This window comes from Paraburkholderia sp. LEh10, assembly GCF_017814945.1.
GTDB lineage: Bacteria > Pseudomonadota > Gammaproteobacteria > Burkholderiales > Burkholderiaceae > Paraburkholderia.
Map to the genome: position 1 here is coordinate 159,750 of NZ_JAGIPX010000012.1, position 12,466 is coordinate 172,215.

Below are 12,466 nucleotides of genomic sequence, written 5' to 3' on the forward strand. Positions count from 1 at the left end.
TCGGCAGTGGCTGCCGTTTGCGCTTCCGTCAGCGAGTTGACCTGTGCATTTGATTCTTCCAATTCGCGCGTGACGCGTTGCAGTTCGTTGAGTTGCGCCGACGCCTCGTCGCGCCGCGCGGTTGCCGCCTCGCGCTCCACGGCCAAGGTCTGTTCCAGTTCGGCTGCACGCCGCTCCGCCGTATCCGCCCGCTCCTTCGCGGCGGATGCGTCCTGCGTGACGCGCGCCAATTCGGCGCTCGCAACCGTCTGCGCTTCCATCAGCGCATTGACCTGCGCCCGCGATTCTTCCAGCTCTCGCGTGACGCCTTGCAACTCCTCAGCGCGCGCCGCCGCCGTCTCGCGCTCCGCCGCCAAGCTCTGCTCCGCCTGAACCGCACGTTGTTCAGCCGCGTCCGCGCGGTGCTTCTGCGCTGATGCTTCGTCGCCAACGCGCGCGAGTTCAGCGCCAGCCGCCGTCTGCGCGGCGCTCATCGCATCAATCCGCGTGCGGGCCTCTTCGAGTTCGCGCGTGACGCGCTCCAGGTCTGCGCGCAGCGCCAACGTCTCGTCGGTCCGCACCGCCGCCGCCTCGCGCTCCGTCGCGAGCGCGACACGCGCCTCGTCAAGCTCCGCCTCCAGCGTGGCAGCATGCGCGGCGCGCTCGCCCGCTTCCGCCGTCGCGGCTTCAGCGCGCGACGCAGCCGCGCCCGCCTCCTGAGACCATCGCTCCGCTTCCTCGGCCTTCGCGTTGCAAGCCTCGTCGAGCGTCGCGATCTGCCGCTGCGCATCGTCGCGTTCCCGGGCGATCCGCGCAATTTCATCGTTCTTGCTGGAAACCGTCGCGGCCAGCCATTCGTTCGCCCGATGCTGATCCTCGAGCGACGCCATCGCGGCCGCCAGTTTGGCCTCGACTTCCGACGCGCGCTGCCCGAATTCCGCGGCTCTCGCTTCGGCCGCCTCGGCGCGCAACGTCTGCGACGCAAGTTCTGTCCGCGTGCGCGCGGAGGAATCTTCCAGCGCATGCAAGTCGTTGGTCAAATCATTCAAGCGCTCGCGCCCCGTTTCCACCTGTTCCCCTGTCTTTTGATATTCGGCCAACGCCTCGTCCCGTTCCCTGATCGCGACGTCAAGCTGCCGGGTCATGACGCCGAGTCCCTCACCGAGCAACCGCTCCGCATCGTCCTGCGAGGCCGCCCAGATCCGGTGCGCGACGTTCATCAGCGTTTCGGCCAGTTCGCCGGGCAAGGCCGGCTGGTTCGACGCCTGAGGCATCTGCGGCTGCCGCGCGTCCCGCCAGCGCTGCAAGGCGGCGGCGACCGCGACAATCGAACCGCTGCGAACCTCCGACCAGACGGTCACAGGAGAGACAGTACGGCCTTCATCGGTCATCCGGTCTGCAATTGCGGCGACCTGTTCATCGGTAATCGTGTCTGCGTCTATGGACATAAGCGCCTCAAAGATCATTCGGGCCGGGCGAAAGAAAAAATTTCCCGATACGTTACTACGATCGGCGGCTTCCGCGATGGAAGCCGCGCGCGCCGAGGGGCATCCCGCAAGCATTTCGCGGCGGCGGCACGACGTCGACCCTAAGCGGTGAAGCTCGTCATTGCGCCTGGCCGCTCCCTGACGAACCTAGATCATACGAATCAACGCGCAACTCCACCGCAGCCGCCGGACAATTTACTTGACATCTAAACTATCAAAACCTAAAGTAAAGCCGAACCCTCAAGGTGGAGAGTCAGCATGCGCATCGTCTGCATTGGCGGCGGCCCGGCCGGTCTGTATTTCGGGCTGTTGATGAAACGGCGTCATCCGGCGCACGAAGTCGTCGTCGTCGAGCGCAACCGGCCGTACGACACGTTCGGCTGGGGCGTCGTATTTTCCGACCAGACGCTCGGCAACCTGCGCGCCGCCGACACAAAAAGCGCCGACATGATCCTCGATGCGTTCAATCACTGGGACGACATCGAAATCAACTTTGGCGGCGCACAAGTGCGTTCGTCGGGACATGGCTTTTGTGGCATCGGCCGCAAGCGCCTTCTGAACATCCTCCAGGAGCGCTGCGAAGAACTCGGCGTGAAGCTGGTGTTCGAAACCCAGGTCTCCAACGACGACGACTACGACGCCGATCTCATCATCGCCAGCGACGGCCTGAACAGCGCAATTCGCCAGAAGTACGCGGCCACCTATCAGCCTGACATCGACATGCGCGACTGCCGCTTCGTGTGGCTCGGCACGAAGAAGCTCTTCGACGCCTTCACGTTTGCGTTCGAAAAAACGGAATGGGGCTGGTTCCAGGCGCACGCATACCGCTTCGACGATCAGACGTCGACGTTCATCGTCGAAACGCCAGAGCGCGTGTGGCGCGCGGCGGGCCTCGACGAGATGAGCAAGGAGGACAGCATCGCGTTCTGCGAGCGGCTGTTCGCGAAGTATCTCGACGGCAATGCGCTGATGTCGAACGCGAGCCATCTGCGCGGGTCGTCGCAATGGATCCGCTTTCCGCGCGTCGTCAATCGCGAATGGGTGCATTGGAAAACGCAGGCCGACGGCAAGCGCGTGCCCGTCGTGCTGATGGGCGACGCGGCGCATACCGCGCACTTCTCGATCGGTTCCGGCACGAAGCTCGCGCTTGAAGACGCAATCGAACTCGCGAACAGCATCGACGCGCATCCGCACGACCTCGCGGCAGCGCTCGCGCACTACACGGAAGTGCGCAGCGTCGATGTGCTGCGCATCCAGAACGCCGCGCGCAATTCGACCGAATGGTTCGAGCATGTCGACCGCTACGCGTCGTTCGAGCCGCAACAGTTCGCTTATTCGCTGCTCACGCGCTCGCAGCGCATCTCGCACGAGAACCTGCGCGAGCGCGATGCCGATTATCTGTCGTCATTTGAAGACTGGCTCGCCGCACGCGCGGGCATTGAGCGCGAGCCCGCCCGGCATTCCGTTCCGCCCATGTTCACGCCATTCAAATTGCGCGGCGTGACGTTGAAGAACCGCGTCGTCGTTTCGCCGATGGCGCAGTATTCAGCCGTCGACGGCGTAGCGGGCGATTATCACCTGGTGCATCTCGGCGCGCGCGCGATGGGCGGCGCAGCGCTCGTGATGACAGAAATGACCTGTGTGTCGCCCGAAGCGCGCATCACGCCCGGATGCCCGGGCATGTACGCGCCCGCGCATCTCTCCGCGTGGCGGCGCATCGTGCAGTTCGTGCACGCGCAAAGCGACGCGAAGATCGGCATGCAGCTCGGCCACGCGGGCGCGAAGGCTTCCACGCGCGTGAGCTGGGAAGGCATCGATCAGCCGTTGCCCGACGGCAACTGGCCGCTGGTATCGGCTTCGCCACAACAGTATCTGCGCGGCGTGAGCCAATGGTCGCGCGAAGCGACACATGACGAACTGCGCGAAATCGAAGCGCAATTCGTGCGCGCGACGGAAATGGCCGCGGAAGCGGGCTTCGACTGGCTCGAACTGCACTGCGCGCACGGCTACTTCCTGTCGAGCTTCCTCTCGCCGCTCACCAATCATCGCACCGACAAATACGGCGGCTCGCTCGCGAATCGTCTGCGCTATCCGCTCGAAGTCTTTGCCGCGATGCGCAAGGTGTGGCCGCAAGACAAGCCGATGTCGGTGCGAATTTCCGCGCACGACTGGGTGGACGGCGGCACCACGCCCGACGACGCCGTCGAGATCGCGCGTGCCTTCAAGGCCGCGGGCGCGGACATGATCGACGTGTCGTCGGGCCAGGTCAGCAAGGACGAAAAGCCCGTGTTCGGCCGCATGTTCCAGACGCCGTTCGCCGATCGCATCCGCAACGAAGCCGGCATCGCGACGATCGCAGTCGGCGCGATCTCCGAGGCCGATCACGTGAACAGCATCATCGCCGCGGGCCGCGCGGATCTGTGCGCGATTGCGCGTCCGCATCTGGCGAACCCGTCGTGGACGCTGAACGAAGCCGCGAAGATCGGCTACTTCGACGTCAACTGGCCGAAGCAATACACGGCGGCCAAGTCGCAACTCGAACGCAACTACGAACGCGAGCGCGCGCTGGCCGCCGAAAATGCGCGTCTGTCGCCGCTCCAACGCGCGCAACGCGCGGAGGGAACGGTTTGATGAATACATCGTTGGCGGGAAAGCATGCCGTCGTGACGGGCGGCGGCAGCGGCATCGGCGCCGCAACGGCGCAAGCCCTGGTGCGCGCGGGCGCGCGCGTCACGTTGATGGGCCGCGACGCGCGACGCCTCGCTGCGCAACGCGAACTATTGAGCGAGCACGGCGACATCGCCGCCTGCATCAGCGTCGACGTGTGCGATGAAAGCGCGGTCAACAACGCATTTTCTGAAGCCGCATCGAATGCCGGTCCTGTCGATCTGCTCGTCAACAACGCGGGCCAGGCGCAGGCCGCGCCGTTCGCGCACACGGACATGGCGCTCTGGCAGCGCATGCTCGACGTCAACCTGACGGGCGTGTTTCTGTGCACGCGCGCCGTGTTGCCGTCGATGCTCGAACGGGGCTACGGCCGCATCGTCAACGTCGCGAGCACGGCGGGACAAATCGGCTATGCGTATGTCGCCGCGTATTGCGCGGCAAAGCATGGCGTGATCGGACTCACGCGCTCGCTCGCGCTCGAAGTCGCGACGAAGGGCGTCACGGTCAACGCCGTGTGCCCCGGCTATACGGAAACGGAACTGCTGCGCGCATCGCTCGACCAGATCACCGCGAAGACGTCGCGCAGCGAACAGGAAGCGCGCGACATCCTCGTGCGCCACAACCCGCAACGGCGCTTCGTTGCGCCCGCCGAAGTCGCAAATGCGGTGCTGTGGCTATGCATGCCGGGCTCCGAATCCATCACAGGTCAATCGGTTTCCGTTTCAGGCGGAGAAGTCACATGAGCAACGCTGCAAAGAAGAAAACCACCGATGCCGGCGAATCGAAACCGGCGCGCAAAGGCATCGCGAAACCCGCGGAGAACGTCGTGGACCTCGAAATGAGCACGGGCGCGGACAGCCACATGGGACTGCGTCTGTGGCTGCGCATGCTGACGGCGACGAACCTCGTGCAGGCGGAATTGCGCAGGCGTCTGCGCAACGAGTTCGATACGACGCTGCCGCGCTTCGATCTGATGGCGCAACTGGAGCGTCATCCCGAAGGGCTGAAGATGACCGAGCTGTCGCGCCGTCTGATGGTAACGGGGGGCAACATCACCGGCATTACGGATCAACTCGAAAAGGAAGGGCTCGTCGCGCGCGACACCGATCCGAACGACCGCCGCTCGACCAGCGTGCGCCTCACGACGGAAGGCCGCGCGCTGTTCGACAGAATGGCCGTCGCGCATGAGCAATGGGTCGTCGAAATGTTCGGCGGCCTCGATCTGGACGAGAAATCGCGCACGCATCAAAAGCTCGGCAAGCTCAAGCAGCATTTGCTGAACACGATCAAGAGCGAGTCCGCCTGATCAGCCAATGGCGCGCAAAATCGCATACAGGAAGGAGACAACGATGACCCGATCCGCTGCCGACGCCCTGCTGGCCGGCAATCGCACGACGCTCGCCGCATACGAGGCGAAGCACTTCGGCTGGTCCGTCGATGCGGGCGTCGCGACCGTCGTGCTGAACCGTCCGGAGCGCAAGAATCCGCTGACGTTCGAATCGTACGCGGAACTGCGCGACCTGTTCAGACAGCTCGCTTACGCAACCGATGTGAAAACTGTCGTGATTCACGGCGCGGGCGAGAACTTCTGCTCGGGCGGTGACGTGCACGACATCATCGGCCCGCTGATCGACCTGCCGATGCCTGAACTGCTGCTCTTTACGCGCATGACGGGTGATCTCGTGAAAGCGATGCGGCATTGCCCGCAGCCGATCATCGCGGCCGTCGATGGCGTATGCGCCGGCGCCGGCGCGATTCTCGCGATGGCCTCCGACATGCGTCTCGCGACCGCGCGCAGCAAGCTCGCGTTCCTCTTCACACGCGTGGGCCTTGCAGGCTGCGACATGGGCGCATGCTCGATCCTGCCGCGCATCATCGGCCAGGGCCGCGCCGCCGAACTGCTGTACACGGGCCGCTCCGCAAGCGGCGACGAAGGCCGCGCGTGGGGCTTCTACAACCGCCTGTGCGCGCCCGAAGCGCTGCTCGACGATGCACTGAAGCTCGCCGCCGATCTCGCTGCGGGGCCGACTTTCGCGCACGGTGTCACGAAGAAAATGCTGCATCAGGAATGGAGCATGAGCATCGACGAAGCAATCGAATCCGAAGCGCAAGCGCAGGCCATCTGCATGACGACACGCGATTTCGAGCGCGCGTATCGCGCGTTTGCGGCGAAGTCGCGCCCCGTGTTCGAAGGAGACTGAATTGGCTTCGAACCATCACGATCCGCACAGCGCATTGGCCTGGCCATTCTTCGAAGCGCGTCATCGCGAACTCGCCGAAGGTATCGACGCGTGGGCGACACAGCATCTCCAGGATGTGCGGCACGACGATGTCGATGCGACCTGCCGGCAACTGGTCCGCGCATTGGGTGAAGCGGGCTGGCTGAAGTATGGCGTCGGCGGCACGCAATACGGCGGGCACGGCGACACGATCGACACGCGCGCCGTCTGTCTGTTGCGCGAAACGCTTGCGAAGCATGAGGGCCTCGCCGACTTCGCGCTCGCGATGCAAGGGCTCGGTTCCGGTGCGATCTCGCTGGCGGGCACGCATGAGCAGAAGTCGCGGTATCTGCCGCGTGTCGCAACGGGCGAAGCACTCGCCGCGTTCGCATTGTCCGAGCCCGCGGCCGGTTCGGATGTCGCCGCGATGGCGTTGCAGGCGCGTGCCGAAGATGACTTCTATGTGCTCGACGGCGAAAAGACGTGGATCTCGAACGGCGGCATCGCGGACTTCTACGTCGTATTCGCAAGAACGGGCGAAGCGCCGGGCGCGCGCGGCATCAGCGCATTCATCGTCGATGCCGACACGCCCGGTCTGCAGATTGCTGAACGCATCGACCTGATCGCGCCGCATCCGCTTGCCCGCCTGCATTTTGCGAGCGCGCGCGTGCCGCGCAGCCAGATGCTCGGCGCGCCCGGCGAAGGCTTCAAGATCGCGATGCGCACGCTCGACATCTTTCGTACATCGGTGGCGGCTGCATCGTTGGGCTTCGCGCGGCGCGCGCTTCAGGAAGGCCTCGCGCGCGCCGCGTCGCGCCAGATGTTCGGCCAGACGCTCGGGGATTTTCAGTTGACGCAGACGAAGCTCGCGCAAATGGCGCTGACCATCGACAGCAGCGCGCTACTCGTCTATCGCGCCGCGTGGCTGCGCGATCAGGGCGAAAGCGTCACGCGCGAAGCCGCGATGGCGAAGTGGCATGCAAGCGAAGGCGCGCAGCAGGTGATCGACGCGGCCGTGCAGTTGTGGGGCGGCATGGGCGTGCAAAGCGGCACGACCGTCGAGCGGCTGTATCGCGAGATTCGCGCGCTGCGCATCTATGAAGGCGCGACGGAAGTGCAGCAGTTGATCGTCGGCCGCGATCTGCTTAAAGCGCATGCGGCGATGCTGGAGCAGGAGCGCACGTCATGAGCGCCACGTTCGACATGCCCATGCGCATCCGCTTCGCGCATTGCGATCCGGCGGGCATCGTCTACTTTCCGCAATATCTGGTGATGACGAACATGCTCGTCGAAGAGTGGTTCAACGAACGGCTCGCGATCGACTACGCGCACATGATCCAGACACGCCGCGTCGGCCTGCCGATCGTCAAGCTCGACTGCGAGTTCTCGCGGCCGAGCCGCATGGGCGAAACGATCACGCTGTCGCTGGGCGCGACGCGGATCGGCAGGCGTTCGATCGCCATCGACATCGTCGCGCGCTGCGCCGATGAAGTGCGCTTTCGCGCAACACAGGTGCTGGTCACGACATCGCTGGATAGCGGTCGGTCGATCGAAATTCCCGACGACATCGCCACGGCGCTCGCTGCATTCGCGCCGCACGCCGTTCAATCCGAGGAGCAACGCTCATGAAGAAAAGACCGCTTCTGCCTGCGGGCTGGGTCAAGCCGAGAGGCTACGCGAATGGTGTCGCAGCGAACGGCACGCAGGTGTACATCGCCGGACAGATCGGCTGGAACGAAGAGGCGCGCATGACGAGCGACCGCTTCGCCGAGCAGGCCGCGCAGGCGCTACGCAACGTGCTCGCCGTGCTGCACGAAGCGGGCGGCAAGCCCGCGCATCTCGTGCGCATGACGTGGTACGTCACCGACAAGCGCGAGTATCTGGCGGCGCTCAAGGAGATCGGCCAGACGTTTCGTGAGTTGATCGGCGACTACGACATTGCGATGAGCGCAGTGCAGGTCGTCGCGCTGATCGAGGATGACGCGAAAGTCGAGATCGAAGCGACGGCCGTGATTACCGACTAGTCCTGCACGCATCGCGCAGACCCAACCATCCCGCACATCACACACGACTAGCAGGGGAGTTTCATGATGGAACCGTCAGCTCATGTGGATACCTTCGCGCGCGACAACTTGCCGCCGCAGGATCAATGGCCCGTCATTCTGCTCGACAATCCCGACGTTGCGTATCCGGCGCGTTTGAACTGCGCAACTGAACTGCTCGATCGCGCCGTCGAAAACGGCCACCGCGACCGGCCCGCGATCTGGTCGGACATCGACGGCAAGCCGCACGCGACCACATACGGCGACTTGCTGGCGATGGTCAATCGCAGCGCGCACGTGCTGGTCGATGAAATGGGTTTGCAGCCGGGCAATCGCGTGCTGTTGCGCGGGCCTAATACATTGCAGATGGCCGTCGCGTTTCTCGCGGCGTTGAAAGCGGGCCTCGTCGTCGTGCCGACCATGCCGCTGCTGCGCGCGAAGGAACTCAAGCAGATCATCGACAAGGCGCACATCGGCGCGGCGTTGTGCGATATACGGCTGACGGAAGAGCTCGCACGATGCACGAGGCAAGGCGACGAATTCCATTGCGAAGGTCTGAAGCAGACGATGTTCTTTCACGACGACGCAGCGGGTTCACTCGAATCGCTGGCCGCGTCAAAACCGGCTGAATTCAACGCCTGCGACACGGCCGCCGACGATGTGTGCCTGATCGCCTTCACGAGCGGCACGACAGGTGCGCCGAAGGGCTGCATGCATTTCCATCGCGACGTCATTGCGATGTGCGATCTGTTCCCGCGCCACGTGCTCGAGCCCACAGCCGACGACATCTTCTGCGGCACGCCGCCGCTCGCCTTCACGTTCGGGCTTGGCGGCCTGCTGTGCTTTCCGCTGCGCGCGTGTGCATCGACGGTGCTGATCGAGAAGCAGACGCCCGAAACGCTGCTGCAAAACGTCGAACGCTTTCACGCGACGATCATGTTCACCGCGCCGACGTTCTATCGTCAGATGGCGCCGCTGATCCCGCGCTTCGACATTTCCTCGCTGAAGAAGACCGTCTCCGCCGGTGAAGCGCTGCCCGATTCGACACGTGTGCTATGGCGGGAAACGAGCGGCATCGAGATGATCGACGGCATCGGCGGCACCGAGATGATTCATATCTTCGTCTCGTCGGCAGGTCAGGACGTGCGGCCGCATTCGATCGGCAAAGCAGTGCCCGGCTATCTCGTGCAGGCCGTCGACGACGACATGCACCCCGTGCCCGCGGGCACCATCGGCAAACTCGCGGTGCGCGGCCCGACGGGCTGCCGTTACCTTGCCGACGAGCGGCAGCGCAAGTTCGTGCGCGACGGCTGGAATCTGCCGGGCGATTCCGTCTATATCGACGCGGATGGTTACGTGTTCTACCAGGCGCGCGCCGACGACATGATCGTGTCCGCCGGCTACAACATCTCGGGCCCCGAGGTGGAAAGCGTGCTGATGCAGCACGCGGCCGTCGCCGAATGCGGCGTGATCGGCGTGCCCGACGAAACACGCGGGCAGATCGTGAAGGCGTTTGTCGTGCTCAATGCCGGCTACGTCGCGGATCAGAAACTGGTCGCGGAGTTGCAGGAATTCGTGAAGAATACCGTTGCGCCGTACAAATATCCGCGCGTCGTCGCGTTCATCGACGCGCTGCCTCGCACTGAAACCGGCAAGGTCAAGCGGTTCGCGTTGCGTGCGATGTAGCCCGCTCCGCTGCGCCCGATAGCGGCGAACGCAGACACGCGCAGTCCCCGTCGTCCTGTTATCGAGGAGCATTTTTCATGGCCGGTTCCTTTATTGAAGTCGCCGCTCGCGATGGCGGCCGTTTCAATGCGTATATTGCGCGTCCGGCGCAGGGGTCCGGGCCGGGCCTCGTGCTGCTGCAAGAGATCTTCGGCATCAACGATTATCTGAAAGCAACAGCCGACCACTACGCCGAAGAAGGCTATGTCGTGCTCGTGCCCGATCTCTTCTGGCGCATCCAGCCGAACATCGTACTCGGCTATGACGATGAAGACATGAAGCGCGCGCTCGACATCTATTCGAAGTTCGACGCCGATCGCGCCGTCGACGATATCGCCGCGACCATCGACGTATTGCGCGCGTTGCCGGAACAGGCGGGCAAAGTCGGCACGATCGGTTATTGCCTTGGCGGCAGGCTCGCGATGCTCGCGGCAGCGCGCACGGATGTCGATTGTGCCGTCAGTTATTACGGCGTCGGGCTCGAAGCGCATCTGAATGAAGCGAAGAACATTCGCTGCCCGATGGTCTTTCACTTCCCTGAAAACGATTCGTACTGTCCGCCGCCCGTGCGCGAGCAGATCATGGCCGCGCTTCGCACACATTCGAACATCGAGCAGTACGTGTATCCCGGCTGCGATCATGCGTTCGCGTCACCGGCGCGCCCGCAATACGATAAACCAGCCGCGATGATGGCGTATTCGCGAACGCTCGCGCTGCTGCGCAAGGTGCTCGGTCCCATCTACGATCTGAATACGCTGTGGGAACAGCATTGCTATTTCGAGTTTGCAACGCGCGACGTCGAAGCCGTGATGCCGACAATGGTCGCGCAACCCTACGTCAATCATGTGCCCACGATGACGGGCGGCGTCGGCTACGACAACCTGAAGCACTTCTATACGAATCACTTCGTCAACTCGAATCCACCCGACACGAAGCTGATTCCGATTTCCCGAACCATCGGTTCCGATCGCATCGTCGACGAATTCATCTTTGCCTGCACGCATAGCTGCGAGATCGACTGGCTGCTGCCGGGCGTTGCGCCGACGGGCAAATACTTCGAGGTGCCGATGCTCGCCGTCGTGTGCTTTCGCGGCGACAAGCTTTATAACGAGCACATCTATTGGGATCAGGCGTCCGTGCTCGTGCAAGTGGGCTTGCTCGATCCGAAGGGCTTGCCGGTGGCGGGCATCGAAAGCGCGCGCAAACTGCTCGACGAAAAGCTGCCGTCGAACCGGTTGATGGGCGGGAAGTGGTCGGCATAAAGCAGTTGGGCGAGCCGTTTGCACGACAGATCGCAATGCGGCTCGCTGACACCTACATGGACCCGGCAGCCGCATGAAAGAGTCTGGTCAATATTGGGTTTGTGATTTATCCCCGCCCCGCTACGCGAGGCCAGACTGCGAGCGGGAACGTTTCGTTGATCCGGCCTTCACCGCGTGAAAGTGCTTGACTTTGACGGGACTGTCAGACTTTAGATTATTGGCATCATCATGTATTGCGAGGATACGTTTGATGCCGACGCTAAAATCAACCGCCGACGAGATCGAATATTTTGTGGACGGATTTGGGCCGCCGCTTGTACTGGTCCATGGAACAGGCGGCAATGCCGACGCCAATTGGGGACATCTGGTACCGAAGCTTTCGGAAGGGCGTCGGGTGATTCGCCCCAACTACTCCGGTTCTGGCGCAACACAAGACGACGGTGCGCCTCTTACGCTGGAAAAACTCGCCGAGCAAATAGTTGCCATCGCCGACGAAACGGAATCGCGCACCTTTGACCTCGTCGGGTTCTCGCTTGGCGCAGCTGTCGCCACCTGCATTGCAGCTCACTATCCGGCACGCGTGCGACGGCTCATCCTGCTGGCCGGGTTTGCATCGTCACAAGACCCACGCTTGAACCTTCAGTTTGGCCTGTGGCGAAATCTGATCGCGAATGACCGGCGCGCCGCCGCCGAACTCATCATACTGACTGGCTTCAGTCCTGGATGGATTTCAAAGCAACCCCACGCCGAGTTGCGCGAGATCGTTGATCAGATCGTGACGGGAAATCGGTGGGAAGGAATGCTACGACAGGTCGAATTGGATCTGAATCTGAACGCCCGCGAGTACGCAACTCGAATTAAATGTCCGACGCTGGCAATTGGGTGCACGCACGACCATATGATAGCGCCCGTGCATTCTCGCGAGCTGACGAGGCTAATTTCGGGTGCGACATATGCGGAATTGCCTAGGGAAGATGTTCAAAACACAGTCGGCGACGCCGACCTGACGACGTATGTATCGCCAAGTGAAATCAATGAGACGAAACCCGCGAATTCCACATTCCGTTCGGCATAGCTGTAGTCCT

The 12,466-nt window shown here is 63.1% G+C and carries 11 protein-coding genes; 10 read left to right on the forward strand and 1 reads right to left on the reverse strand.

All coding sequences use genetic code 11. The annotated features are described in order from the left end of the window. On the reverse strand, nt 1-1,427 hold a 1,427-nt coding region (locus tag J8I87_RS13135), incomplete at its 3' end, for a DNA-binding protein (protein ID WP_209931880.1). A gap of 297 nt (nt 1,428-1,724) precedes the next feature. Between J8I87_RS13135 and J8I87_RS13140 the strand changes: the two genes are divergently transcribed. The 10 genes from J8I87_RS13140 (at nt 1,725) to J8I87_RS13185 (ending at nt 12,456) form a co-directional block, all read left to right on the forward strand. Next, nucleotides 1,725-4,097 carry a bifunctional salicylyl-CoA 5-hydroxylase/oxidoreductase gene (locus tag J8I87_RS13140; RefSeq protein WP_209931881.1) on the forward strand — a complete coding sequence of 791 codons (2,373 nt, stop codon included), beginning with the start codon at nt 1,725-1,727 and terminating at the stop codon, nt 4,095-4,097. Next, the gene (locus J8I87_RS13145) at nt 4,097-4,876 is read left to right on the forward strand and encodes an SDR family NAD(P)-dependent oxidoreductase (protein WP_209931882.1); all 780 of its coding nucleotides are present in this window, start codon (nt 4,097-4,099) and stop codon (nt 4,874-4,876) included. Before J8I87_RS13140 ends, J8I87_RS13145 begins: the two co-directional genes overlap by 1 nt. After that, nucleotides 4,873-5,439 carry a MarR family winged helix-turn-helix transcriptional regulator gene (locus J8I87_RS13150; RefSeq protein ID WP_209931883.1) on the forward strand — a complete coding sequence of 189 codons (567 nt, stop codon included), beginning with the start codon at nt 4,873-4,875 and terminating at the stop codon, nt 5,437-5,439. The genes J8I87_RS13145 and J8I87_RS13150 overlap by 4 nt, the downstream gene beginning before the upstream one ends. A 43-nt stretch (nt 5,440-5,482) precedes the next feature. Next, nucleotides 5,483-6,334: an enoyl-CoA hydratase family protein gene (locus J8I87_RS13155; RefSeq protein ID WP_209931884.1), complete on the forward strand. Its 852-nt coding sequence runs from the start codon at nt 5,483-5,485 to the stop codon at nt 6,332-6,334. 1 nt (nt 6,335) lies between these two features. Beyond that, nucleotides 6,336-7,541, forward strand: a complete 1,206-nt coding sequence (locus J8I87_RS13160) for an acyl-CoA dehydrogenase family protein (RefSeq protein WP_209931885.1) — start codon at nt 6,336-6,338, stop codon at nt 7,539-7,541. After that, complete coding sequence (locus J8I87_RS13165) at nt 7,538-7,981, forward strand: thioesterase family protein (protein WP_209931886.1); 444 nt, start codon at nt 7,538-7,540, stop codon at nt 7,979-7,981. Before J8I87_RS13160 ends, J8I87_RS13165 begins: the two co-directional genes overlap by 4 nt. Continuing rightward, complete coding sequence (locus tag J8I87_RS13170) at nt 7,978-8,376, forward strand: RidA family protein (RefSeq protein WP_209931887.1); 399 nt, start codon at nt 7,978-7,980, stop codon at nt 8,374-8,376. The genes J8I87_RS13165 and J8I87_RS13170 overlap by 4 nt, the downstream gene beginning before the upstream one ends. A 66-nt stretch (nt 8,377-8,442) precedes the next feature. Further along, nucleotides 8,443-10,080 (forward strand): AMP-binding protein, encoded by a 1,638-nt coding sequence (locus J8I87_RS13175; protein ID WP_209931902.1) that lies wholly within the window; start codon nt 8,443-8,445, stop codon nt 10,078-10,080. Between the two features lie 77 nt (nt 10,081-10,157). After that, a complete protein-coding gene (locus J8I87_RS13180) occupies nt 10,158-11,381 on the forward strand; it encodes a dienelactone hydrolase family protein (protein WP_209931888.1) in 1,224 nt (407 codons plus the stop codon). A 250-nt stretch (nt 11,382-11,631) separates the two neighbouring features. Next, entirely contained in the window at nt 11,632-12,456 is an 825-nt protein-coding gene (locus J8I87_RS13185; protein ID WP_209931889.1) for an alpha/beta fold hydrolase, read from the forward strand. Nucleotides 12,457-12,466 lie beyond the last annotated feature (10 nt).